Source organism: Betaproteobacteria bacterium (genome assembly GCA_016720065.1).
Taxonomy (GTDB): Bacteria; Pseudomonadota; Gammaproteobacteria; order Burkholderiales; family Rhodocyclaceae; genus SSSZ01.
This window is the reverse complement of the sequence record JADJXY010000002.1, coordinates 1,127,593-1,152,201: the sequence shown is the minus strand read 5'-3', so window position 1 is coordinate 1,152,201 and position 24,609 is coordinate 1,127,593. Positions and strand designations below refer to the sequence as shown.

Annotated in this window: 22 protein-coding genes and 2 tRNA genes; 9 read left to right on the top strand and 15 right to left on the bottom strand. The window is 64.5% G+C overall.

The genetic code is table 11. The features are described from left to right. The first annotated feature begins 19 nt into the window (after window positions 1-19). Together IPM73_08580 and IPM73_08575 are read left to right on the top strand one after the other, a co-directional pair. Window positions 20-1,747, top strand: coding sequence for a type I secretion system permease/ATPase (locus tag IPM73_08580; GenBank protein ID MBK8918083.1), 1,728 nt, complete (start codon window positions 20-22; stop codon window positions 1,745-1,747). After that, window positions 1,740-3,086: an HlyD family type I secretion periplasmic adaptor subunit gene (locus IPM73_08575; protein MBK8918082.1), complete on the top strand. Its 1,347-nt coding sequence runs from the start codon at window positions 1,740-1,742 to the stop codon at window positions 3,084-3,086. Before IPM73_08580 ends, IPM73_08575 begins: the two co-directional genes overlap by 8 nt. 66 nt (window positions 3,087-3,152) lie before the next feature. On the opposite strand, the gene IPM73_08570 is transcribed toward IPM73_08575, so the two are convergent. The 7 genes from IPM73_08570 to IPM73_08540 all read right to left on the bottom strand — a co-directional run bounded on the left by IPM73_08570 (window position 3,153) and on the right by IPM73_08540 (window position 10,376). After that, a complete protein-coding gene (locus IPM73_08570) occupies window positions 3,153-4,004 on the bottom strand; it encodes a tetratricopeptide repeat protein (protein ID MBK8918081.1) in 852 nt (283 codons plus the stop codon). 59 nt (window positions 4,005-4,063) lie between these two features. Next, window positions 4,064-4,139 (bottom strand) — tRNA-Val (locus IPM73_08565). A gap of 35 nt (window positions 4,140-4,174) precedes the next feature. Continuing rightward, window positions 4,175-4,447: an HU family DNA-binding protein gene (locus IPM73_08560; GenBank protein MBK8918080.1), complete on the bottom strand. Its 273-nt coding sequence runs from the start codon at window positions 4,445-4,447 to the stop codon at window positions 4,175-4,177. Between the two features lie 166 nt (window positions 4,448-4,613). Further along, window positions 4,614-7,022, bottom strand: coding sequence for an endopeptidase La (gene lon, locus IPM73_08555; GenBank protein MBK8918079.1), 2,409 nt, complete (start codon window positions 7,020-7,022; stop codon window positions 4,614-4,616). 87 nt (window positions 7,023-7,109) lie between these two features. Next, on the bottom strand, window positions 7,110-8,372 hold the full coding sequence (gene clpX / locus IPM73_08550; protein MBK8918078.1) for an ATP-dependent Clp protease ATP-binding subunit ClpX: 1,263 nt from the start codon (window positions 8,370-8,372) through the stop codon (window positions 7,110-7,112). A 23-nt stretch (window positions 8,373-8,395) separates the two neighbouring features. Beyond that, window positions 8,396-8,971 carry an ATP-dependent Clp endopeptidase proteolytic subunit ClpP gene (clpP, locus tag IPM73_08545; GenBank protein MBK8918077.1) on the bottom strand — a complete coding sequence of 192 codons (576 nt, stop codon included), beginning with the start codon at window positions 8,969-8,971 and terminating at the stop codon, window positions 8,396-8,398. A 100-nt stretch (window positions 8,972-9,071) separates the two neighbouring features. Further along, complete coding sequence (locus IPM73_08540; GenBank protein MBK8918076.1) at window positions 9,072-10,376, bottom strand: trigger factor; 1,305 nt, start codon at window positions 10,374-10,376, stop codon at window positions 9,072-9,074. Between the two features lie 178 nt (window positions 10,377-10,554). Here IPM73_08540 and IPM73_08535 point away from each other — a divergent pair. Continuing rightward, a tRNA-His gene (locus IPM73_08535) sits at window positions 10,555-10,630 on the top strand. A 188-nt stretch (window positions 10,631-10,818) separates the two neighbouring features. Next, on the top strand, window positions 10,819-11,151 hold the full coding sequence (locus IPM73_08530) for a 4a-hydroxytetrahydrobiopterin dehydratase (GenBank protein MBK8918075.1): 333 nt from the start codon (window positions 10,819-10,821) through the stop codon (window positions 11,149-11,151). Between the two features lie 15 nt (window positions 11,152-11,166). Here IPM73_08530 and IPM73_08525 read toward each other — a convergent pair whose 3' ends face one another. From IPM73_08525 to IPM73_08515, 3 genes are all read right to left on the bottom strand, one after another. After that, complete coding sequence (locus tag IPM73_08525) at window positions 11,167-12,438, bottom strand: aminotransferase class I/II-fold pyridoxal phosphate-dependent enzyme (protein ID MBK8918074.1); 1,272 nt, start codon at window positions 12,436-12,438, stop codon at window positions 11,167-11,169. A gap of 147 nt (window positions 12,439-12,585) precedes the next feature. Next, on the bottom strand, window positions 12,586-13,365 hold the full coding sequence (locus tag IPM73_08520; GenBank protein ID MBK8918073.1) for a glycine zipper 2TM domain-containing protein: 780 nt from the start codon (window positions 13,363-13,365) through the stop codon (window positions 12,586-12,588). Between the two features lie 249 nt (window positions 13,366-13,614). Next, a complete protein-coding gene (locus tag IPM73_08515; GenBank protein MBK8918072.1) occupies window positions 13,615-14,187 on the bottom strand; it encodes a sigma-70 family RNA polymerase sigma factor in 573 nt (190 codons plus the stop codon). 119 nt (window positions 14,188-14,306) lie between these two features. Here IPM73_08515 and IPM73_08510 point away from each other — a divergent pair, with 119 nt between their 5' ends. From IPM73_08510 to IPM73_08490, 5 genes are read left to right on the top strand one after another with little or no spacing between them, the layout of a single operon-like run. After that, window positions 14,307-14,486 (top strand): zf-HC2 domain-containing protein, encoded by a 180-nt coding sequence (locus IPM73_08510; GenBank protein ID MBK8918071.1) that lies wholly within the window; start codon window positions 14,307-14,309, stop codon window positions 14,484-14,486. 32 nt (window positions 14,487-14,518) lie between these two features. After that, a complete protein-coding gene (locus IPM73_08505; GenBank protein MBK8918070.1) occupies window positions 14,519-14,824 on the top strand; it encodes a hypothetical protein in 306 nt (101 codons plus the stop codon). Window positions 14,825-14,879: 55 nt separating this feature from the next. After that, on the top strand, window positions 14,880-15,725 hold the full coding sequence (locus IPM73_08500; protein MBK8918069.1) for a DUF692 domain-containing protein: 846 nt from the start codon (window positions 14,880-14,882) through the stop codon (window positions 15,723-15,725). Further along, window positions 15,722-16,468, top strand: coding sequence for a putative DNA-binding domain-containing protein (locus tag IPM73_08495; GenBank protein ID MBK8918068.1), 747 nt, complete (start codon window positions 15,722-15,724; stop codon window positions 16,466-16,468). The genes IPM73_08500 and IPM73_08495 overlap by 4 nt, the downstream gene beginning before the upstream one ends. Further along, on the top strand, window positions 16,465-17,010 hold the full coding sequence (locus IPM73_08490) for a DoxX family protein (GenBank protein ID MBK8918067.1): 546 nt from the start codon (window positions 16,465-16,467) through the stop codon (window positions 17,008-17,010). Before IPM73_08495 ends, IPM73_08490 begins: the two co-directional genes overlap by 4 nt. Here IPM73_08490 and mnmC read toward each other — a convergent pair. The 5 genes from mnmC to IPM73_08465 all read right to left on the bottom strand — a co-directional run bounded on the left by mnmC (window position 16,891) and on the right by IPM73_08465 (window position 24,418). Then, complete coding sequence (gene mnmC, locus IPM73_08485; protein ID MBK8918066.1) at window positions 16,891-18,825, bottom strand: bifunctional tRNA (5-methylaminomethyl-2-thiouridine)(34)-methyltransferase MnmD/FAD-dependent 5-carboxymethylaminomethyl-2-thiouridine(34) oxidoreductase MnmC; 1,935 nt, start codon at window positions 18,823-18,825, stop codon at window positions 16,891-16,893. The genes IPM73_08490 and mnmC overlap by 120 nt on opposite strands. Window positions 18,826-18,997: 172 nt before the next feature. Continuing rightward, the gene (locus tag IPM73_08480) at window positions 18,998-19,489 is read right to left on the bottom strand and encodes a hypothetical protein (protein ID MBK8918065.1); all 492 of its coding nucleotides are present in this window, start codon (window positions 19,487-19,489) and stop codon (window positions 18,998-19,000) included. A gap of 112 nt (window positions 19,490-19,601) precedes the next feature. Continuing rightward, a complete protein-coding gene (gene lysS / locus IPM73_08475; protein MBK8918064.1) occupies window positions 19,602-21,104 on the bottom strand; it encodes a lysine--tRNA ligase in 1,503 nt (500 codons plus the stop codon). Between the two features lie 297 nt (window positions 21,105-21,401). Beyond that, window positions 21,402-21,890 carry a hypothetical protein gene (locus IPM73_08470; protein ID MBK8918063.1) on the bottom strand — a complete coding sequence of 163 codons (489 nt, stop codon included), beginning with the start codon at window positions 21,888-21,890 and terminating at the stop codon, window positions 21,402-21,404. Window positions 21,891-21,958: 68 nt separating this feature from the next. After that, the gene (locus tag IPM73_08465; GenBank protein ID MBK8918062.1) at window positions 21,959-24,418 is read right to left on the bottom strand and encodes an EAL domain-containing protein; all 2,460 of its coding nucleotides are present in this window, start codon (window positions 24,416-24,418) and stop codon (window positions 21,959-21,961) included. Window positions 24,419-24,609 lie beyond the last annotated feature (191 nt).

The window sequence follows — 24,609 nt, the reverse complement described above, 5'->3', positions numbered from 1 at the left end:
TTGCCTTGAAGGAGCGTGAATGACATTCGGATTCGAAAAACCCAGGCCCGGGTCCAGTCTGGCGGCGGCCATGGACATCGCGCGGGTCACCCTGGGTCGAGTCGCTTTCTTCAGCTTTTTCATCAATCTGCTGATGCTTGTGTCGTCGATCTACATGCTCCAGGTGTACGACCGAGTGCTGGCATCCCGCAGTGGTCATACGCTGTTTTACCTTTCTCTGCTGGCGGCGGGATGTATGGCGGTCCTGGCCCTGCTGGAAATCGTGCGTTCCAGGTTGCTGGTGCGCATGGGCGCCCGCTTTGACGCCCAACTCTCCACCAAGGTGTTTTCCGCAACTTTGCTGGGCGGGCGGAGCGGGCAGATGTTGCGTGATCTCGACAATCTGCGCGGGTTCCTGACCGGTCCCCATGCGCTGAGCCTGCTCGACGCTCCTTGGTCCCCCATCTTCATCGCCCTGGTATACGTCCTGCATCCCTGGCTCGGGCATGTCGCCCTGCTGGGCGGGATGATTCTGCTGGCGCTCGGGGTGTGGAACGAACGTTACACCAAGGCTCCCCTGGCCGAGGCCGGCAAGCACATGTCCGGAGCGACCCAGTTTGCAGAGGTTTCGGCGCGCAATGCGGAGGCCGTGGCCGCGATGGGAATGCTCGGTGGATTGAAGGGGGTATGGCAGAAACACCACGATCTCGGTATTGGGCTCCAGGGGCAGGCCAGCGACCGAGGGGGCAACGTGGCGGCCATTGCCAAGGCCGTCCGGATATTTCTACAAATCGCCATCCTCGGCGTAGGCGCATGGCTGGTCATACGCCAGGACGCCACCGGCGGTGTGATGATTGCGTCGTCGATCATCATGGGGCGGGGGCTTGCCCCGGTAGAGGCCTCGATTGGGGGTTGGAAGAGTTTCTTGATGGCCCGGGAGGCCTATCAGCGGCTGTACAAGCAGTTTGGCAACGATGTCGCGGGCGTGGCGCCCATGCCGCTTCCGACGCCCAAGGGGGCTCTGCGCTTCGACGCCGTCACCGCCGGTCCACCGGAGAGCGGCCGGGCCACCGTACGCAACCTGAACTTTGCCCTCGACGCCGGAACCTGCCTCGGCATTACCGGCCCGAGCGGGGCGGGAAAGTCTACCCTTGCCCGGCTTGCGGTCGGGATTTGGCGCGCGCAGGCGGGTGCGGTGCGCCTCGATGGCGTTTTGTTCGCCGACTGGCGGCGCGAGGAAGTGGGGCCCCATGTCGGGTTCCTACCCCAGGATATCGAGCTTTTCCCTGGAACCGTGGCCCAGAACATCGCCCGTTTCGGGGAAGTCGACTCACGCCAGGTGGTCGAGGCGGCCCAACTCGCGGGGGCCCATCAGACCATTCTCGATCTACCGCAGGGCTACGATTCCCAGATTGGGCCTGGCGGGGCGAATCTTTCCGGCGGACAGCGACAACGGATCGGCTTGGCGAGAGCCTTCTACGGACGTCCTTCCCTGGTGGTCCTCGATGAGCCGACCTCCAATCTGGATGCGGAAGGAGAAGCCGCAGTGCGTCAGGCGATGGACCAGTTGCGCCAACTTGGCTCGACGGTCCTGGTCATTGCGCACAGGCCTGCGCTTCTGGGGGGAACCGACAACCTCCTGGTATTGATGAGTGGCCAGATAGCCAATTTTGGCGCCACCTCGGAAATCATGCCGGTCATCACCCGTCGCGTCGTGACCAGACCTGAGGGCGGAAACGCGGAATCATCCGGAGGTCTGCATGGCTGAGGTATCGGGGCTTCGTCTCGAAGAGCAGTCCTTGATCGTTGGCGAGGCGGCAGCCAAGGCCGACGAGACGCGCTGGGTCCGCTTGGGGAATCTCATTCTTGCCGTCAGTTTTGGGATTTTCTTCATCTGGTCCCTGCTGGCGCCGCTGTCTTCGGCGGTGATCGCGCAGGGCGTCGTCAAGGTCGATAGCAGCCGCAAGAAGATTCAGCATCCCGAAGGCGGGGTGGTCAAGGACATCCGAGTCAAGGATGGGACTCAGGTCAAGGCTGGCGACGTGCTCATCCGGCTCGACGAAACCAAGGCCGGCGCAGCCTTCGGAGTCGTGCGGGGGGGCAGGGATGTTGCGCTGGCGACCGCCGCGCGCCTGGAGGCGGAGAGGGATGAGCGGTCCGCCATTGTCTTTCCACCCGAGTTGCTTGCGCGAAAGGATGATGCTCAGGTCGCCGAAATCCTGCGCTCCCAGCAGTCCCAGTTTGAGGCGCGCAGAACTTCGCGGCTGGGAGAGTTGAGTATTCTCGATCGCCAGATTGCCGCGCTGGGGAGCGAGATCTCGGGCCTGTCCTCCCAGCAGCGCGCCAAGGACGAGCAGCTCGCCAGTCTGCGGCACGATTTGGCAGCCATGGCCGAACTTGCCGGCAAAGGCATGATGGAGAAGCCAAAAATCCGCGCGGTCGAGCGGGAGATTGCCGTACTCCAGGGCGAGCACAGTGAATTGGCATCCAAGATTGCCTCCGCCAGAACCCAGATCAGCGAAAAGGAATTGAAGAAGTTTCAGGTCAAGAAGGCTTTCCACGAGGAGGTGGTGGCCGAGTTCAAAAAAGTGCAGGCGGAAAACTTCGAACTCATCGAGCGGGTGAGTGCGACCCGCTACACCCTGGAGCAAACCGAGATTCGCTCGCCGGTGGATGGCACTGTGACGGAACTAAAGGTCCATACCTCCGGGGGCGTCATCGGCCCGGGTGAAGTGGTGATGGAGGTCGTTCCGAGTGCCGACCAGTTGGTTCTCGAGGGCAAAGTGTTGCCCGCCGATATCGACCGCATCGCCGTGGGGCAGCAAGTCGGCGTGAAAATTCATGCTTTCAATTCGCGCACCACGCCCGAGCTTTCTGGAGCACTGACTTACGTCTCCGCGGACGCAACGGTGGATCCCAAATCAGACTTGAGCTACTTCGTCGTCAAGGCTACCGTGCCCGAATCTGAGCTTGCGCGACTTGGCGACCAGAGAGTCCAACCCGGGATGCAGGCAGATTTGTTCATCGTTACCGGTGAGCGGACCTTCATGGGGTATCTGCTCGATCCCCTCGTCGATTCCTTCAACATGGCCTGGCGCGAGCGCTGAGTCGAGTCCGCCCGGGACCATCCGGCCAGCAGATGCCCCGGCGGTGCGGCGCCAGCCTGGCCGACCTCAATTGAGCGCTGTGGAGAGCGCCCGGCGATATTCCCTCACCAGATCGTCGTAGCGCTCCTCAGAGCCCAGGGCCTGGAAGAGTTGCAGCAGGGCCTTGCGTCCTGCGCCCTCGTCGAAGAAGCGGTCACGGCGCACCACTTCCAGAGCCGCTTCGCAGGCTTCCCGATAGCGCCCCGCAGCCGCGTAGGCACGGGAGAGTTCGAGGCGGCGAGCGTGGTTGTCCGGTGCTGCGGCGACTTCTGTTTCCAGCGCTGCCGTATCCGCTCCGCCCTGGGCGAGGGCGAGGCGGGAACGCAGGGCCTGGGCACGATCGGCTTCCCGCAGATATTCCGCGGCGAGGACTTGGGCGGCCTCGTCGTTGCGTCCCAATTGCAGCAGCAGGTCGGCCGCATCCAGGCGTACGCCTTCGTCTTCCGGAGTTTCCCGGGAGGCCTGGACCAGGAGGGCAAGGGCCTCCTCGCGCCGGCCCTCGGCCACCAGGGCAGCGGCTTCGTCGCGCAGACTCGCCTTGGCAGGCGGGAGCAGGCGATCCAGGAAGGCGCGCAGTTCGCCCTCGGAGAGGGCACCGGAGAACTCATCCACCAGTTGCCCGCCGAAAAGAACCTTGACGGTGGGAATGCTACGAACTCCGAAGTGGTGGGCGAGCTCGGGGTTTTCGTCGGAATTGACCTTGGCCAGCAGGAAGCGTCCTGCGTACTCCGCTGCGAGCTTCTCCAGAAGCGGGGTCAGGGTCTTGCAGGGACCGCACCAGGGGGCCCAGAAATCAACCAGGACGGGGGTTTCGATGGAAGGGTGAAAGGCCTTGGCCTCAAAATCTTCCAGGGTGACGTCAAAGCAGTGGGATGACATGGTGGCTGCGCCGTGAGGGAATGAAAAAGGGGTCTGCGCTTGCACGCAAACCCCCGGAATGGTGGGTGCTGAGGGGCTCGAACCCCCGACATCCAGCTTGTAAGGCTAGCGCTCTACCAACTGAGCTAAGCACCCAGGCCCGGACGATGCGGCGTCCGGGCGAAGGGCGCTCAGTTTACAGCGTCCTTGAGGCCCTTGCCAGGCTTGAACTTGGGCACCTTGGCGGCCTTGATCTTGAGGGTGGCGCCGGTACGCGGGTTGCGGCCGGTACGGGCAGCGCGCTTGCTCGTGGAGAAAGTGCCGAAACCGACCAGGGTGACCGTGCCCCCCTTCTTGAGCTCGGCTTTGATGGCATCAACGGCGGCATCGAGGGCGCGACCGGCGGCGGCCTTGGAAATCTCGGAGGCCGTCGCGATCTGGTCGATGAGTTCGGATTTGTTCATGGAGTGTCCCCTTTAGTGGTGTGGATGAAAAAGCAAAAAAACCTTAACCGCGAAGTTTATATCTTCCCTGAAATCCTTGTGTCAAGCGGTTTTTCGCCGATTTCGCCTCTCCGGGCGCTGGGCATTTGGATGATATTCGCAAGCCTCCCGGCCGGTCAGAAGGTATTCAATGGGTCACGACGGTCGAAGCCGACGCCGTTTCGGTACCCGCGACTACTGCGGGGGAAATCGCATCCGGCAGGGCGGCGGGAAGCCTTTCCAGGGCGCGCTCCAGTACCTGATCGATCCACTTGACCGGGACGATTTCGATGCGGTTCTTGATGTTGTCCGGGATTTCGGTCAGATCCTTGACGTTTTCCTCAGGAATCAGGGCGGTCTTGAGCCCACCGCGGACCGCGGCCAGAAGTTTTTCCTTGAGTCCGCCAATGGCCAGCACCTCACCCCGCAGAGTGATTTCTCCGGTCATGCACACATCGCAGCGCACGGGAATGCCGGTGAAGGAGGATACCAGGGCGGTGGTCATGGCGATGCCCGCCGAGGGGCCGTCCTTGGGCGTGGCGCCTTCCGGGACATGGATGTGGATGTCGCGCTTTTCAAAAATGTCATCGGTGATGCCGAGGCGCTGGGAGCGGGCTCGCACGACGGAGCGCGCAGCTTCGACGGATTCCTTCATGACGTCGCCCAGGGAGCCGGTGCGCAGGATGTTGCCCTTGCCGGGGATGGCGACGCATTCGATGGTGAGCAGTTCGCCGCCGACTTCCGTCCAGGCGAGACCGGTGACCTGTCCCACCTGATTCTGTTTTTCCGCCATGCCGAAGGTGTAGCGGCGCACGCCGAGGAATTTGTCCAGGTTGCGGGCGTTGACCACCATCTTGCTGCTGCGCTTCTTGAGCAGCAGGGTCTTGACGACCTTGCGGCAGATTTTGGAGATTTCGCGCTCCAGCGCCCGCACGCCGGCTTCCCGGGTGTAATAGCGCACGATGTCGCGCAGGGCCGAATCGGCGACGGTGAGTTCGGTCTTCTTGACGCCATTGTTCTTCAACTGCTTGGGCAGCAGGTAGCGCAGGGCGATATTGACCTTTTCGTCTTCCGTATAGCCGGAAAGACGGATCACTTCCATGCGGTCGAGGAGCGGCGCAGGGATGTTGAGGGTATTGGCCGTGGCCACGAACATGACGTCGGAGAGATCGAAATCGACCTCGACGTAGTGGTCCTGGAAGGTGTGGTTCTGTTCCGGGTCGAGCACTTCCAGCAGGGCGGAGGAGGGGTCGCCGCGGAAGTCCTGCCCCAGCTTGTCCACTTCGTCCAGGAGGAAGAGGGGATTGCGTACGCCGACCTTGCTCAGGCTTTGCAGGATCTTGCCGGGCATCGATCCGATGTAGGTGCGGCGGTGACCGCGGATTTCGGCCTCGTCGCGCACGCCGCCCAGGGCCATGCGCACGAATTTGCGGTTGGTTGCCTTGGCGATGGACTGGCCGAGGGAGGTCTTGCCCACGCCCGGAGGCCCCACGAGGCACAGGATGGGAGCCTTGACCTTCTCGACACGCTGCTGCACGGCAAGGTATTCGACGATGCGTTCCTTGACCTTTTCCAAGCCGTAGTGGTCGGTGTCGAGAACCTTTTCGGCTTCGCGCAGTTCCTTGCTGACGCGGGTCTTCTTGCGCCACGGCAGCCCGATGAGGGTTTCGATGTAATTGCGCACGACCGTGGCTTCGGCCGACATGGGCGACATGAGGCGGAGCTTCTTCAGTTCGCCCTGGGCCTTGGCAAGACCCTCCTTGCTCATGCCGGCGGCCTTGATCTTCTTGTCCAGTTCATCGAGGTCGGCCCCTTCCTCACCCTCGCCCAACTCCTTCTGGATCGCCTTGACCTGCTCGTTGAGGTAGTACTCGCGCTGGCTCTTTTCCATCTGACGCTTGACGCGGCCACGGATACGCTTTTCGACCTGGAGGATGTCGATCTCGGTCTCGAGTTGCGACAAGAGGCGGTCGATCCGCTCGCGCACATTGCCCATCTCCAGAATTTCCTGCTTTTGCTCCAGCTTGAGGGGCAGGTGGGCGGCGATGGTGTCGGCCAGGCGGCCGGCGTCCTCGATGCCCGAGATGGACGAGAGGACTTCCGGAGGAATCTTCTTGTTGAGTTTGACGAATTGATCGAACTGGGCGATCACCGCACGGCGCATGGCCTCGATTTCGTGATCCTCGACCCCGGCCGGGGCGAGGGCGGTGGCGGTGGCCATGAAAAGGGTGGGCTGGGGATCGATGGCTTCCACCTGGGCGCGCTGGGTGCCCTCGACCAGAACCTTGACCGTCCCGTCCGGCAGCTTGAGCATCTGCAGAATGTTCGCCATGCAACCGATGCGATACAGGTCTTCAGCGTCGGGCTCGTCCTTGGCGGCAGATTTCTGGGCCACCAGCAGAATGCTGCGGCCGGACTCCATGGCCACTTCGAGGGCCTTGATGGACTTGGGGCGGCCGACGAAGAGGGGGATGACCATGTGGGGGAAGACCACCACGTCCCGCAGGGGCAGGAGCGGGAGATCGACGGATTCCGGAAGCGATTCTGGGGTGGACATGGGTATGCCTTATGGAGGGAGTTCGTCCCCGACAGGTGGGGACGAATGGCCGGATTACAAGCGGCCGCGGGTTGCGGCCGGCGATACTCAGTTGGAGCCGGAAACCTTGGGTTGCTCGGCGTAAATCAACAGGGGACGGTTGTCACCGGTGATGGTGTTCTCGTCGATCACCACCTTTGTGACATTGTCCATGCCGGGGAGTTCGTACATGGTGTCGAGCAGCACCTGCTCCAGGATGGAGCGCAGGCCGCGGGCTCCGGTCTTGCGCTCGAGGGCCTTGCGGGCGATGGCCGATAGCGCGGAGGGCCGCACTTCGAGTTCGACGCCTTCCATGCCGAAGAGCTTCTGGTATTGCTTGATGAGGGCGTTCTTGGGCTCGATCAGGATTTGCACCAGGGCCGCTTCTTCCAGTTCCTGCAGGGTCGCGACCACGGGCAGGCGGCCGATCAGTTCGGGAATGAGGCCGAACTTGATGAGATCCTCGGGTTCGACGCTGCGCAGAATCTCACCCACGGCCTTCTGGTCGTCCTTGCTCTTCACCACGGCGGCGAAACCGATGCCGCCCTTTTCGGAACGGTTGCGGATGATTTTTTCCAGACCGTCGAATGCGCCCCCGCAGATGAACAGGATATTGGTGGTATCCACCTGGACGAAATCCTGATTCGGGTGTTTGCGACCGCCCTGGGGGGGAATCGACGCCACGGTGCCCTCGATGAGCTTCAGGAGGGCCTGCTGCACGCCTTCGCCCGAAACGTCGCGGGTGATCGAGGGGTTGTCGGACTTGCGTGAAATCTTGTCGATTTCATCGATGTAGACGATCCCCTGCTGTGCCTTTTCGATGTCGTAGTCGCACTTTTGCAAGAGTTTCTGGATGATGTTCTCGACGTCTTCCCCGACATAACCGGCTTCGGTGAGGGTCGTGGCGTCGGCCATGACGAAGGGAACGTTGAGCAGCCGGGCGAGGGTCTGGGCCAGGAGCGTCTTGCCGGAGCCGGTGGGGCCCACCAGCAGGATGTTGCTCTTGGCGAGTTCGACATCGTCAGCGGTCTTGGCGGAATGACGCAGGCGCTTGTAGTGGTTATAGACCGCCACCGAAAGGATGCGCTTGGCCACTTCCTGACCAATCACGTACTGGTCCAGGATGGAACAGATTTCCCGCGGGGTCGGCAGGTCGGACCCGGCTGTCTTGCCTGAATCTTCGGGGAGTTCGTCGCGGATGATGTCATTGCAGAGCGAGATGCACTCGTCGCAAATGAACACCGACGGTCCGGCGATGAGTTTCTTCACTTCGTGCTGGCTCTTGCCGCAGAAGGAGCAGTAAAGCAGTTTTTCCTGGCCGCCTTTGGACATGGTTTCCCCTTGCTGTGAATCCGTCAGGCCGCGTCGCGACGGGACAGAACCTTGTCGATCAGTCCGTATTCTGCCGCTTCCGCAGCCGAAAGGAAATTATCGCGATCGGTGTCCTTCTCGATACGCTCGACGGGCTGGCCGGTATGCTCTGCCATGATGCGATTGAGCTTGTCGCGGATGGAGAGGATTTCCCTGGCGTGGATGGCAATATCCGACGCCTGCCCCTGGAAGCCGCCCAGGGGTTGGTGGATCATGATGCGCGAGTTGGGCAGGGCGAAACGCTTGCCCTTGGCGCCGGCGGTCAGCAGGAAAGCTCCCATGGACGCCGCCTGGCCGATGCACAGGGTCGATACGTCGGGTTTGATGAACTGCATCGTGTCGTAGATCGACAGACCGGCCGTCACCGAACCTCCCGGCGAGTTGATGTAGAAGTAGATGTCCTTGTCCGGATTCTCCGCTTCCAGGAAGAGCAGTTGAGCGACCACCAGGTTGGCGGTGGTGTCATTGACCGGCCCCACCAGGAAAACCACCCGCTCCCGCAGCAGGCGGGAGTAGATGTCGTAGGCGCGCTCGCCCCGACCGCTCTGTTCGATCACCATGGGCACGAGGCCCAGGCCCTGGGGATCCCAACCGCTTGCGTGGTCGATGTTCATGGCGCGCTTCCTCTGTCGTGTTTCGGACGTTTGTCGGTTTTGTGACTCAGTTCTTCTGGGCCATGAGCTCGTCGAAGGCCACCGGCTTGTCGGCAACCTTGGCCTTGCTCAGAACCCAGGCCACCACGTTGTTCTCGATGGCCACGCCTTCGACATCGCCGAGGCGCTGCGGCTGGGCGTAATACCAGCGCACCACTTCCTCGGGATGCTCGTAGCTCTGCGCCGTTTCCTCGACCAGCGCCTTGACCTGCTCGGGCTTGGCGTGGAGCTGCTCGGCCTTGACCACTTCAGCAAGAATCAGGCCCAGAGAGACGCGGCGCTTGGCCTGGTCGGCAAACCACTCGGGCTTGATGGGGAAATCTTTCATTTTCATGCCGCGCTGTTCCATGTCCTGGCGGGCCGCCTGGACCAGTCGCTGCACCTCCATCTCGACGAGGGCATTGGGCACGGCGATGGGATTGACCTTGAGCAGGGCATCCATGACCTGGTCTTTGATTTTGCCTTCCACGCGGCGCTTGACCTCGCGCTTCAGGTTGGTCTCGATTTCGGCACGCATCTTGTCGACATCGCCATCGGCGATGCCCATGGAGACGGCAAAGTCCGTGTCGACTTCGGGCAGTTCAGGGGCCAGCACGGATTTGACCGTGATGTCGAACTGCACGGTCTGGCCAGCCAGATCCTTGGAGAAGTAATCCGCCGGGAAGGTCAGGTCGAAGGTCTTGGTGTCGCCTGCCTTCAATCCTTGCACGGCTTTCTCGAAATCCGGCAGCATCTGGCCCTGACCGAGGATGAAGCCGTAATCGGTCGCCTGGCCGCCGTCGAAGGGGACGCCATCCTTCTTGCCCAGGAAATCGATGACTACGCGGTCTTCAGGGGCCGCAGCCCGGTCGGTCTCGGCGTAGCTGACGCGCTGCTTGCGCAGGATATCCAGGGTCTTGTCCACTTCGGACGCGCCGACTTCCAGGCTTGGGCGCTCGATGTCGCAGACGCTGACATCACCCGGGGTGAAATCGGGGTAAACCTCGAAGATGGCGGAAAATTCGAGATGAGTCGTGCTTTCGCTGGTCTTGGGCTCGATGCGGGGATAGCCGGCGACACGCAGTTTCTGGCCCGTCACCGCTTCGCCGAAGGCGCGGTCGAGGACTTCGGAAAGCACCTCGTGGCGGGTCTGGGCGCCATACTGCTGCTTGACGAGGCTGAAGGGAACCTTGCCCGGACGGAACCCCGCCATCTTGACGTTGCGGCCCATGCGCTTGAGGCGATCGTCGAGATCCTTCTCGACTTCGGCAATGGCGATGGAAAGATCGATACGGCGTTCGAGTTCGTTGACTTGGGCGGGAGTGGCTTCCATGAGAAATCCTTGTCGCTACAGGGCTAAAAAGTAAAGCTGCGAATGATAGCACGGCCGCCTACCGGGGGAGGAGGCGGGGAAGTGTCCAGAGGCCGAGCGTGCCTGCCAAACCGGCCTGGACAATAGTCCTGGCCTCCCGTAGAATGCGCGCCTCTTCACCCGCAAGGGTGATACGGCGGCGGCATTAGCTCAGTTGGTAGAGCACTGGATTGTGATTCCAGGTGTCACCGGTTCGATCCCGGTATGTCGCCCCAAGAACACGTGGTACGCATGCACCATGCAGCACTCGAAACCCCGGCGCCGGAAGGCTTCCGGGGTTTTTGTTGGGCCTCGATCCCAACGCCGCTGGCTGGCTTGCAGGAAGGTGGAACGGTCCTGATCGGCGTCTGTCCCACGAGAGCCCGTGACTGGGCGTTCTCACCTTTCCATTGCAGGAGGGACTATGGCGGAAAGTTTGTGCGATCTCACGTGTACACCCTGTCGGGGCGGAATTGACCCCATGGGCCCGGACGAGGCTGCCCTTCAGCTTGCCGGTGTCCCCGGCTGGAGCCTCCTGGACGAGGGCCGGCGCCTTGAACGCCGCTACACCTTCCCCGATTTCCGGTCTGCCCTGGCCTTCGTCGACCGGGTGGGAGCCCTGGCCGAAAGCCAGGGTCACCACCCTGATCTGGCCCTCGGGTGGGGCTGGGTGACGGTAGCCTGGTGGACCCACAAGATCGGCGGCCTGCACCTCAATGATTTCATCATGGCGGCAAAGACCGACTCACTGCTCTGAAGGTGACGGGGGCTATCAGGCCTTTTGCAGGGCCTGATCCAGGTCCGCAAGAATGTCGTCGATGTGCTCGATGCCGACCGAGAGGCGGATCATGTCTTCGGAGACGCCGGCCTTGGCCAGTTCGGCCGGGGCGAGTTGGCGGTGGGTGGTCGAGGCCGGGTGGCAGGCCAGGGACTTGCAATCGCCGATATTCACCAAACGGGTGACGAGCTGGAGCGCGTCCTGGAAGCGTCCGCCTCCCGCGACGCCGCCGTGGACTCCGAAAGTCAGGATGCCGGAGGCCTTGCCCCCCATGTATTGCTTCGCCAGAACGTGGTCGGCGTGGTCCGTGAGGCCGGCGTAATTGACCCAATTGACCTTGGTGTGGCCCTGCAGGAAGCGGGCCACGGCCAGGCTGTTGTCGCAGATGCGGTCCATGCGCAGGGCCAGGGTCTCTACGCCTTGCAGGATGAGAAAGGCGTTGAAGGGGCTGATGGCGGCGCCCATGTTGCGCAGGGGAACCACCCGGGCGCGGCCAATGAAGGCGGCCGGACCCAGGGCTTCCGTATAGACCACGCCGTGGTAGGACACGTCCGGCTCGTTCAGGCGCTTGAACTTTTGCTGGTGGTCCGCCCAGGGGAATTTGCCGCTATCGACGATGATCCCGCCGATGGAATTGCCGTGGCCGCCGATGTACTTGGTCAGCGAATGAACCACGATGTCGGCACCATGCTCGATGGGCCGGCACAGGTAGGGGGAGGGCACGGTGTTGTCCACGATCAGCGGCACGCCGTGGCGGTGGGCGATGGTGGCCAGCTTTTCGAAGTCGGTGATGTTGCCCAGGGGGTTGCCCACGGATTCGCAGTAGATGGCCTTGGTGCGGCCGTCGATGAGGGCCTCGAAGGCGTCGGGATGGCGATAGTCGGCGAAGCGCACCTCGATACCGTACTGGGGAAAAGTATGGGCGAAGAGGTTGTAGGTGCCGCCATACAGGGTAGATGCGGAGACGATGTTGTCGCCGGCCTCGGCGATGGTCTGGATGGCGTAGGTGATGGCTGCCTGGCCAGAGGCCAGGGCCAGTCCCGCAATACCGCCTTCCAGGGCGGCGATGCGTTTTTCCAGCACATCCTGGGTGGGGTTCATGATGCGGGTGTAGATGTTGCCCTGCACCTTGAGGTCGAAGAGGTCCGCCCCGTGCTGGGTGCTGTCGAAGGCGTAGGACGTGGTCTGGTAGATGGGTACCGCCACCGCCTTGGTGGTGGGGTCGGGCGAATAGCCGGCGTGGACGGCCAAGGTTTCCAGTTTCATGGTGTCTCCCCTGTGTTTTTTGCAAGGCCGGAGTGTAGCAGCGCGACAAAAAAAACGCCCCGGGCGGGAGCCGGGGCGGTGATCCCGACCTGGGGTTCTGGCGGCCGGGATCGAAGGGGGGGCCGTGTCATGCGGCCCCGGGGGGTCTTAAAGTGAGGCGAGGCTGCCGTTGCTCAGGCGAACCCGGTCGCCGTTGCGCCAGGATCCGTTCTGGGTGAAGGAGCGCACGCTGCCGTCGTCGAAGCGGACCGTGACCTGGGTTTGCTTTTCACTGCGCACGTTCTTTTCCACCTGGTGGCCGGCGTAGGCGCCGCCCACCGCGCCGGCGATGGTGGCCAGGTTGCGTCCGCGGCCGCCGCCGATCTGGTTGCCCAGGAGGCCGCCAATGACGCCGCCGGCAATGGCGCCCAAGCCGCTGCCTTCGCCCTTGGCTTCGATTTCCTGCACGGCTTCCACCGTGCCGCAGTCGCGGCAGAGGGGCGCGGCTTGCACGGGGGTTTCGGCTTGAGACGTTACCGGCGCCGGGCGGGCGGGAATGACATCGATTCCGGCATCCTCGTGGTGGGCGACACGGCGGGTACTGCCGCTCCAGGTGTCATCGTCCTCTGCGCGCGCAACTTCCCGCGTCTGGGCGACGGCACGCTGGACGCGGGGCTTGGCCGCGACCTTGGCCGGGGCGGGCTGGACGGCAATCGGTGCCGGCGCGGCAGGAAGGGGGGCGGGAACGCTGGCGGCAGCCGGTGCGGGAATGCTGGTCGGGGCGGCAGGAACCGCGATGGCGTTCGGCACGGCCGCAAGGGGGAGGGGGTCTGCGGTACGGGCAGGAATGATCCCGGTGAAGTGCGCCGCGGCCGCCAGACTGGCCAGGCTGACCGAAACGGCGGCGACGAGAATCAGGGGATGGGTGGATCTGCTCAGGGTTTCCATGCTTCGCCTCCTTGGCGTTCGGGGTACGTACCGCCAATAACGCGGTGCCCGGGCGTGGGGAGACTGAGGAAACGAAGACTTACACCTTGTCGCGGCCCGTGAGAAAGCGGCTCAGGCGCAGGGCTGGAGGGCGAGGGGCACGGACCGAGCCCGTACAGCGTGCAGCGGTGCCTCGGACCCAATCCTTTTCCCCCGAGCCTTCTCTCGCAATGGGGGGGAGAGCTTGTGCGTCGTCCGGGCCGAAAGCGCTCAGTGTGCGGCGCCGGGGAACCAGCCTTCGCCCAGGCAGGCGCGCAGGGCGAGGCGAGCGCGGTGAAGAAGGACCCAGCAGTTGTTGCTGGTGATGGAGAGGGTCTTGCAGATTTCGTCGGTGTCGAAGCCCACCACCTCGCGCATCATGAACACCCGCGCCGGTGCTTCGGGAAGGCGCTCCAGACAGGCCTCGAACACCGTCCAGAAGCGGCTGTTGGTCAGGGATTGCTCCGGATTTCCCCATTTGGCCGGCTGGGTGTCCTCGGTCCAGTGGCCATGATCGTCGAACCAGGAATTGATATCGGCGTCGTCGTCGGGGGATGAAACATCCACCTGCCTTGCCCGCAGGCGCAGGGTGTCCACGATTTTGTTCTTCAGAATCGACAGTACCCAGGTGCGTAGGGATGAACGGGATTCGAAGCGATCGAGTTGCTGGTAGGCGGCGGCCAGGGCCTCCTGGGTAGCATCCTCGGCGGCGGCACGGTCGCGCAATTGAAGCTCCGCAAAGCGCACCATGTCGCGCCGCAGTTTGGCGACGAACTGCGGGTCGTTGAGGTCGGCTTCGGCCATGGTGTTTGCTCCCGGTGGGCTTCGTGCAATGATGATCGAAATTGATTGTAAGGGTTTCTTGAAGGTGGCGACTACTGTCCAGGTGTCGATTTCGGCGCCGGCAAGAATTGGAGAAAAGCATGCTCAGTTGTAAGGAAGCGACGCGGCTGGCGTCCCAGGGAATGGAAAGGCCGCTGACTTTGGCCGAATCCATCCGCCTGCGGATGCATCAGATCATCTGCGGGGGCTGCCGGCGTGCCGAAAAGCAGTTCCAGTTCCTGCGCGACGCCGCCAAGGCGTGGCGTGCCGGTCCGGAGTGACATCACTCACCTCAATCTCAATGGAGAAAATCATGAAATCCAAATCCGCTATCACGCTTGCCATCGGTTCCGCTTTCCTTGCCACCGCCACCTTGGCCCCCATCGCCCACGCGGCAGACAACCCCTTCAGCCTCACCAAGCTCGATTCCGGCTATCAACTCGCTGCCGCCGACGACAAGGCCAAGGACGGCAAATGCGGCGAAGCCAAGTGCGGCGCCGACAAGAAGAAGGACGCCAAGTGTGGCGCCGACAAGAAAAAGGACGGCAGCTGCGGCGGCGACAAGAAGAAGGACGGCAAGTGCGGCGAAGCCAAGTGCGGCGCCGACAAGAAGAAGTAATTCCCCTCCGGGGCGCGCCCGGCGCGCCCCGTCCTTCCCCTTCAGCCTTCTCCCCATGCCCCGCACCCCTCCCACCGGCGCCGGACTCGGCTTTCGCCGCGAACTCATCGAGCCCCTCAAGGCCGGCGTCCCCGCGGCGCTCCGCTTCTTCGAACTGGCCCCGGAAAACTGGGCCGGCATGGGCGGCCGGTCGGCGAAGGATCTGCGCCACTTCACCGAGCGCCATCCCTTCGTCTGCCACGGCCTTTCCCTTTCCCTGGGCGGTCCCACGCCCCTGGACGAAGCGCTGCTCCGCCGCATCAAGGCCTTCATGGCCGAACACGGCATGGCCCTGTACACCGAGCACCTTTCCTGGTGTTCCGACGATGGGCAGCTCTACGACCTGCTCCCCATTCCTTTCACCGGTGATGCCGTCCGCTGGGTGGCGCAGCGCATCCGCCGCGCCCAGGACATCCTGGAGATGAAGATCGGCATCGAGAACGCCTCCTACTACGTCGCCCCCCCGGGGGCGGAGATGCGCGAGACCGAATTCATCTCGGCCATCGTGGCGGAAGCCGACTGCCTGCTGCATCTCGATGTGAACAACATTTACGTCAATAGCCGCAATTTCGGCTTCGACCCGCTGCAATTCATGACCGCGCTGCCCCTGGAGAAGACCTGCTACATCCACGTGGCCGGCCACTACACCGAGCCGGACGGGCTCCTGGTGGACACCCATGGCGCCGCAGTGATCGACCCGGTGTGGCATCTGCTGGAAGAAGCCTACCGCCGCACCGGCCCCGTGCCCACCTGCCTGGAGCGGGATTTCAACATTCCCGATCTGGGGGATCTGGTGCGGGAGGTGGAGGTGATCGCGGACATTCTCGAGCGCCATGTCGAAGGCCGTCGGAGCGCCGCATGACCGCCGAGCTCCTGCCTTTCCAGAAATTCCAGATCGCCTTTGGGCGGCGCATCCGGGACCCGCGGCGCACGGGCCGCCCCGTCGGCGTGCCGGCCCGGCGCATGGCCGTCTACGAGGAACTCCTGTTCAACAACATCACCGGCTTTCTGGATGCCTGCTTCCCCGTATGCCGGGCCATTCTGGGCGAAGCGCGCTGGCGGCGCCTCAACCGGGCCTTCTTCCGGGATTGGCGCAGCCCCACGCCCTGGTTCCGGGAGATTCCGCGGGAATTCCTGCGTTACCTTCAGGAAGGCGTGATGCGCCGGCCCCTGCCGCGTTGGTTCGGTGAACTCGCCCATTACGAATGGGTGGAACTGGCCCTCGATATTTCCGACGCCCCCACGCCGCCCCATGTGCGCGAGGGCGATCTTCTGAGCGGCACGCCGGTGGTCAATCCGGCCCTGTTGAATCTCGCCTACGCCTGGCCGGTCAATCGCATCGGCCCGGCCTACCGTCCCCGCAAGCCGGAAGCCACCTATCTCATCGTTTTCCGCGATGCTGCCGACAAGGTCGCTTTTGCCGCCAGCAATCCTGTGACGGCTCGCCTGCTCGCCCTTCTGGGCGAAGGCATGACCGGGCGCGCTGCCTGTCTGGCCGTGGCGGCCGAAATCGCCCATCCTGATCCTGAATTTCTCGTTACCCAGGGCGGCAGCGTCCTCGAAGACCTTCGCCGCCTGGGGGTCATCCTCGGAGTCAAACCATGAAAACCCTCATTCCCAAGGGTCTCGAAACCCTCGACCTCGTCGGTCTCTGGATCGGCCTTCTCAGTCTGCGCATCCTGCTGGGCTGGGATTTCTTCGAATCCGGTCTGGAGAAATTCCACGGCGATAACTGGTTTGCCGACATTCAGGAGCGTTTTCCTTTCCCCTTCAGCCTAGTGCCCCCGGAAATCAGTTGGCAGATGTCCACCTGGTTCGAGCTGGTCGGCGGTGTGGCGCTCGTGCTGGGCATCGCCACCCGCTTCTTCTCGGTTTCGCTCTTTGTCCTCACACTCGTTGCCATCGCCAGTGTGCACTGGCCTGATTCGTGGGGCACCCTGGGTGAGCTGTACCAGGGCTACGGCTTCACCGACAAGGGCTTCGGCAATTTCAAACTGCCGGTGCTCTTTCTGGGCATGCTGCTTCCCCTAATCTTTGCCGGGCCGGGACGCCTCAGCTTCGACTACTGGGTGCGGCGCCGTTTTGCCGCGGGCGAGGGCAAAACGGCCCGGGTCCACGGCATCGGCCAGGTCGCCGCCCAGGGGTAGCGGGTCGCCGTCCAGGCGGCTGGCCAGCAATTCGGCCATCAGCCCGGACCACACGATGCCCCGGGCACCGTAGCCCTGCAGGCACCAAAGGCCGGGCAGCCGGGCCAAATCCACCAGACGGGTGGCCGTCCGTGGGGCGGAAAAGTCGGGCACCGCGCCCACCAGGGGCAGGCGGTCCGGGGAGGCGGGACGGAAACCCACCCGGCCGCCAAGAGATTCGGCTGCGAGGCCCCGGGTGAAGCCGGGCAGCATCAATTCCAGGCGGGCCAGATTGTCCCGGTGGTCCGTGATTCGCTCGGCGGTTTCTTCATCCTCCAGCGTGAACGAAGCGCCTGCCAGGTGGAATCCATCCACCGCCGGCGTGGCGTAGCCCAGGCTGCACAGGACCACATCCAGGGGCGGCGTCGCCCCCCGGGGGAGATGGCTGACCTGACCCCGGGCGCGGCGCTGGGGCAGGCGGGAAAACGGGGCCAGTTGCCGGGCTTCGGCGCCGGCCGCGACGATCAGATGAGGCGCCGCCGCCAGGATGTGGCCCTCGGCGTCCCGGGCCAGCCACGCGTCGGTGCCGCGCTCCAGCCGGGTGACGGCCTGACCGAAGTGCGCTGCGATCCGCTCGGGGAAAGCCCCCAGGGCGGCAAGGCACAAGGAGGCCGGCTGCACCCAGCCCCCCGCGGGAAACCACCATCCCCCCGTATTCACCGGCCAGCCCAGGCGCCGGGCGGCCGCATCCCGGTCGATGAATTGAAGGAACTCCTCCGGGGGCAGCAAGGTGGCGACGGTGCGCCGCTGCACGTCCTCGTGGGCGGCATCCCGGGCGAGATGCAGGACGCCGCAGGGGTTCCAGCGCACGGTATGGCCCAGGTCGCGCAGCAGCGCTCGGGTGGCCAGGTACCCGGCCCGAGTGAGGCGGGCGAGGCGATTGTCGTCAACGCTGGGCAGGGGCCGCAGGACGCCTGCCAGATTGCCGGAGGCGCCCAGGCCGGGAGCGGCGCGGCGGTCGAGGACGGTAACCTGCCAGCCCCGGGCAGCCAGGCGATGGGCAGCGGTGCTGCCGGCGACGCCTGCCCCCAGCACGATGGCGCGGCGATCTGGTGGCAACTGGCGGGTGTCGGGCTTGCGCGAGCGGTAGCGGCCCACCAGCATCTGTCGCTTGCCGGCGAAGCCGGGGCGCTTTTCCAGATCGAATTCAGCGGCGGTCAGGGCCTCACGCACGCCACCGGCCACCGACCAGGTGGCCAGGGTGGCGCCGGGGGCGGCCAGCCGGGCCAGGGATCGGCAGAGCGGGGGGGACCACAGTTCCGGGTTCCGGGCCGGCGAGAAACCGTCCAGGTAGAAGGCATCCACGGCGGCGTCGATCTTGCGCAAGACCTCGACAGCGTCGCCGAACACCACTGTCAGGATCACCTGCCCGCCGGCCAGGTTGAGGCGATGGACGCCGGGAACCAGGGGGGGCCAGCGCTCGCGCAGTTCCTCCGCCAGGGGGGCGAATTCGGGCCAGGCGGCCTGGGCGGTGCGCAGGTCGGTGGCAGAGAAGGGGTGCTTCTCGACAGAAACGAAGTGCAGGCGGCGGCAACGCTGCGGGTCCGCCTGCCAGGCCGCCCAGGTGGCGAGAAAGTTGAGCCCCAGGCCGAAGCCGGTCTCCAGAATGACGTAGCGCTCCCGCCCACGCCAGCGGGCCGGCAGGCCGTTTCCGCCTATAAATACATGGCGGGCTTGTTCCGGGCCGCCCTGGACGGAGTGATAGATGTCGCCGTAGGCGGCGGAAAACGGCGTGCCCTCGGGGCCGAATTCGAGGCGGGCGGGTTCGAGCCACATCAGGGGGTGGCCCGCAGGGCGCTTCGCCGGCTTACGGCTTCCTCACCCTCCGTTCGGGCTGAGCTTGTCGAAGCCCGTGGCAAACCGCCCTGCGCCAGGCCCGTCCTGAGCAATGTCGAAGGGCTCAGGGCGAACGGTTGGAGGGGGATCGCGCCCCATGGTGTTGCTGGCATCAGTGGAGGAACTGCTTACCCTTCGGCGCCGCCTCCGCGCCGGCCGGTGCCGGGCTGCCGTAGGGCAAATCCAGATCCCATCGTGCCTGCTCGGCGCCGGCCCGCAACATGGCGCACAGGGCGTGAAGAAGGTCGGCGTCCAGGGCGAGGGCGAAGCAGCGCTCCCGGGGTTCCTTGAGTGTCAGCAGGCAGCGGCCCGGTCCGTGGGGCTCCACCTTGGCTTCGCCGGGCAGAAGAGGCTGGGCCCCCAGGGGCAGGCTGGGATTTTCCAGGCGATATGGCTCACCAAACGCGCCAGCCGGTGCGCTGCCCGAGGTCGGGGCCGGACGGCCGAGATGGTCGGCCAGGACAGCCATCAGAAGGGGCCATAGATCCCGCAACAGGCGGCGGGTGACGAAGACCCGCACTTCCTCCTGGGTGTTGGTGGCGATGCGCAACAGCAGCCGGTCCTGGATGGGATCGGCGGCGGCCTGGATTTGCGCGATCTGCATGGCCTGGTCGATTCCTGTCGCCAGTCAGCCGCGGTGCACAGAAAGACGGAAAACAGCGCAAGCCGCGCGGCGATCCGAAGTGGACATGGCCATGGCTGGGCTGCGGCGGGAATTACTCCGGACGCATCTGCGGAAAGAGAATGACGTCGCGGATGGCCGGGGCGTCGGTGAGCAGCATGACGAGGCGGTCGATGCCGATGCCGCAGCCGCCGGTGGGGGGCAGGCCGTATTCCAGGGCGCGGATGAAGTCGGCGTCGTAGTACATGGCCTCCTCGTCGCCGGCGTCCTTGGCCTGGGCCTGGGCGGCGAAGCGGGCGGCCTGGTCCTCGGCGTCGTTGAGCTCGGAAAAGCCGTTGGCGATCTCGCGGCCGACGATGAAGAGCTCGAAGCGCTCGGTGATTTCCGGGTTGCTGTCGGAGGCGCGGGCCAGGGGGCTGACTTCCACCGGGTAGTCGATGATGAAGGTGGGCTCCCAGGTCTGGGCCTCGGCGCAGGCTTCGAACATCTGCAGTTGCAGGCTGCCCAGGCCGCCCGGCTTGACCGGCTCGCCGAAGGCCTTGATCTTGGTCTTGAGGAACTCGGCGTCGGCCAACTGGGCGTCGCTGAATTCCGGGTGTTCCTTCTGGATGGCCTGGCAGATGGTCAGGCGATGGAAGGGCTTGGAGAGGTCCAGCACGCGGCCCTGGTAGTCGAATACTTCCTTGCCCAGGGCCTCGCGGGCGGCGTGGCGCAAGAGGCCCTCGGTGAAGTCCATGAGGCTCTTGTAGTCAGCGTAGGCCTCGTAGAACTCCATCATGGTGAATTCGGGATTGTGGCGCGGGCTGAGGCCTTCGTTGCGGAAGTTCCGGTTGATCTCGAAGACCTTCTCGAAGCCGCCCACCACCAGGCGCTTCAGGTACAGCTCGGGGGCGATGCGCAGGAACTGCTGCATGTCCAGGGCGTTGTGGTGGGTGACGAAGGGCTTGGCCGAGGCGCCGCCGGGGATGGGGTGCATCATGGGTGTCTCGACCTCCAGGAAGCCGTGGCCGCTCATGTAGTTGCGGATGGAGGCGACGATGCGGCTACGGGCGAGGAAGGTGAAGCGGGTTTCCTCGTTCATGATCAGGTCGACGTAACGCTGGCGGTACTTCATCTCCACGTCGGACAGGCCGTGGAACTTGTCCGGCAGGGGACGCAGGGACTTGGTCAGCAGGCGGATTTCAGCCGCCTGGATGGTCAGCTCGCCGGTCTTGGTCTTCATCAGGGTGCCGACGACGCCGATGATGTCGCCCAGGTCCCAGGTCTTGAAGGCGGAGTAGGATTCTTCGCCCACCTTGTCCCGGGCCACGTAGATCTGGATGCGGCCGGAAACGTCCTGCAGGGTGGCGAAGGAAGCCTTGCCCATGACGCGCTTCAGCATCATGCGGCCGGCCACCTTGACCTCGACGGGCAGGCCTTCCAGTTCCTCGGCGACTTTCTCGCCGTAGGCCTCCAGCAACTTGGCCGCGGTGTTCTCCCTCTGGAAATCGTTGGGGAAGGCCTTGCCGGTCTGGCGCCACTCGGCGAGCTTGGCACGGCGCTCGGCGATGATGTGGTTTTCGTCCTGGGGGGCGGAGGCGGAGGTCTTGTCGGTCATGATGGAGTCAGTGGGCGAAATAATGCGCAGGAAGGGCCAGGGCCGCCGGGGCGGCGATTGTGGCACATGGGCTATCGCGTGTCACCACTGGGGCTGGAGGCGGGGGCCGTGGCGCACCTCCTGTCTGCGCCGGCTCCGGGGCACTCGCATCCGCGCTGCCGAGGGCGGACGGGCTCGCTCCTGGGCCACAGGGGATTAGGCAGGGGCTCGACATCAGGGCGCATCGCCCGGTCGGGTACGGAGAACGAGAGCATCCGCTCCCCCGGTCCTTTGGCCGGGGGAGCAGGAAAATTGAGCCTACAGCTTGCCAGCAACCTGTTTTGCCGCTTTGGTGGCGACGTCGCCAGCGCCGGGGCCTTTGGTCCAGGCCTGGATTTGCAGGGCGTTGGCGCCTTTCACGAATTTCAACGTGGCCACCTGGGTATTGCCGCCGAGGGTCTTGATGTCGAGTATGGCGTTTTCACCTATCCCGGCCGGGGTACTGATCTTTGCGGCAAGGGGGCCGGACTTGGCCATCTCGCGCGTCATTTCGGCAGCGTTGGTGTGAAACGACTTTGCGTCAGCCGCTGAGCCGAGGGCGTGGACGGTGAGTTGGACCCCGGCCTCAGGCGGTGCCTCGGCGCTGCGCAGGTCGTACCCTTTGGGAAACCAGCCACAGACGGTGGTGTGATCGCGCCCGTTTTGGGCGGTGGGTGCGGTTTCGGCCTTGAAGTTTTCGGGCAGGGGGGCGCCCGCGAGGGCAGCAGCATCCTGGGAGGCCAACAGGGTACAGGCGTTGGCCGCCAAGGCGCCTGCGGAGGCGAGAAGGGATGCGGTGAGGAGCAGAGGGGTCGTGAGAAGTCTGGTGCGGCGGATCATCGCGGGTCTCCATCGAGGGGTGAGAGAGGGGCTTCCAGGGCAGCGTCCCCATGGGCTTGCGGCTGGTCCTGCGCGCCGCCATGGAACGGACTGTTGCAACGACGAACGAAGGCAATGAAATCCTCCGGCGGTAGCGGAGCGGCGAAGAGGAAGCCCTGCAAGCGTTCGCAGCCGGCCCAGGAGAGGAATTTCTGCTGTGCGGCGCTTTCCACGCCCTCGGCGACGGTCTTCAGGCCAAGTCGGGCGGCCAGGGTGAGCACGGCTTCGACCAGGACATCGTCGCTGCTGCCGGAACCGATGCCCTGGACGAAGCTGCGGTCGATCTTCAGTTGGGCAATGGGAAAACGCTTCAATTGGCTGAGAGAGGCGTAGCCGGTTCCGAAATCATCGATGGCGAAGCTCACGCCCCGTTGGACCAGACTGGTGACCGCAGCTTGGGCGTAGGCGAACTGCTCCAGGAGGCTGCTTTCGGTGATTTCCAGTTGCAGCAGTCGCGGAGGAAGCCCCGAGTCCTCGAGTGCCTTGAGCACCGTGTCTTCGAGATGGGGAACGCTGAACTGGCGGGCGGAGAGATTGACCGAGACGGGGATGTCGCCGAGGCGGAGATCCTGCCAGGCTCGCGCCTGGTGGCAGGCTTCGGCCATGACCCAGGCCCCCAGGGGCAGGATGAGACCGGTTTCTTCCGCGACCGGAATGAAACTCAGGGGCGAGACCAGGCCTTCCCGGGGATGCTGCCAGCGCACCAGGGCCTCTGCCGCGACGACGCGGCCGGTGGCGGCATCGACGATGGGTTGGTAATGAACGCGGAGTTCCTTCTGATCCAGGGCACGGCGCAGGCCGGCTTCGATTTCCAGCCGCGCCGTGATGGCGGCCTTCATCTCCGGCGAGAAGAAAGCCATGGCGTTGCCGCCCTGGGCCTTGGCCTCGTACATGGCAGTGTCGGCATACTGCAACAGGGCTGCGGCCGAATCGCCGTCCCGGGGGAAGACGGCGATTCCCAGGCTGGACCCCACGGAGAGGGCCTGGGCCCCAATATCGACGGGAACCGCCAGGGCGTCGAGGATTTTTCGGGCCACCGGGACGATGTCGTCCACCTCGGCCATGTCGGCCAGGACGACGACGAATTCGTCGCCGCCCAGGCGGGCGACGGTATCGTCTTCACGCACGCAGCCCTTGAGGCGCTCGGCGACTGCCTGCAGCAGGCGGTCTCCCTGGCTGTGGCCCAGGCTGTCATTGATGGTCTTGAAGCGGTCCAGGTCGAGGAGCATGACTGCGGCAATGCGAGTGGAACGCCGCGCCTGGGCCAGGGTCTGCGCCAGGCGCTCGGCAAGCTGGTGGCGGTTGGCCAGCTGGGTCAGCGCGTCGACGCGGGCCTGGTGTTCCAGGGCTTCGGTATTGCGGGCGATTTCCAGGCGTTGCTGGGCGAGGGAGTCGGCCAGGCGGTCGAGGGCCTGCATGACCTGACCGATTTCTCCCCGTGGATAAGGCGCCCCGATCTGGGGGCGGTAGTCGCCCCCGTCCAGGCGGGAGATGGCAGCCATGAGGCGGGCCGTCTGCCGGCGGACCGCCACTTCGGCAAAGGCGATCGCCACGGCAAAAAAAGCGATTCCCAGGAGGATCAGAATGAATGCGGATTCGCGGGACTGCCGCACAGCCCGGGCGCTGAGCGAGGCTTCCGGGGCTACCAGGGCGACGCCGACACCGGAATCCGCATAGCGCGACAACAAGGCCTTGGCCCAGAGTCTGGCGCCGTCTTGGGCGAGAAGGCGGGTGGCGCCTTCGGCGGGGGAAAGCATCAGGCGGCGAGCCCCCTCGTCGACGGCCAGGCGACCGGCCGGGTCGTTGCCGTAGTCGAGAATCACCGAAGCGTCGTGATTCCATACCTGGAGATGCATGGCACCGTAAGGCAGGGTGCGAGCGATGTCCTGACCGAAGATGTCCATGTCCAGGGAGGCCAGAAGGATGTACTTCAGGCTGCCCTCGGCTTCACGCACCGGGTAGGCGACCTGCAGGACGCCCTTGCCGGTCAGGCGACCGATGACCAGTTCGGTGACCGGGCCCTTGGAGGTGAGGGCGCGGCGGAAGTAGTCGCGGTCGCGCAGATCGAGCTTGCGGCCGGTCCGCAGGGAATCGCAGTGCAGCTTCCCGTCAGGGCGGATGGTCAGGAGCCCGGTATATTGGGGTCGCTCCCTCAGAACGTCGGCCAGAAAGGCGGAGCAGCGCGCCGGGTCGCTTTCCTCCAGCAGGGGAACACGCCCGAGGCCGAAAAGCAACTGACCGGTTGCCGCGACCCTCCCCTCAAGTTCGTCCGCGACGGTCCGGGCCCGGTGACCGAGGTCGGCCTGCACCAGGGCCAGGGTCTCGGCCCGGTACTTGAACACTATCCAGCCCACCGTGAGCATGGGCAGCAACGAAGCGGCCAGGACCAGGAGAAGGATGCGGGTGCGTAGGCTCAAGACGTGATTTCCGACAGCATGGGCCGCGTTCCCGCCGCTATTGCCGCGGTTGCGCTCTGCACGACGAGCGGGTGAAGAGTGCAAGCGGGACTGATGTGTTCATTCTCAGGAGGGGCTGAAGCATGTCTGGTGCTGGCTATATCGGCGAATCCGTTCCAAGGACAACATGAGGAGGGCATCGAAGTCAATGA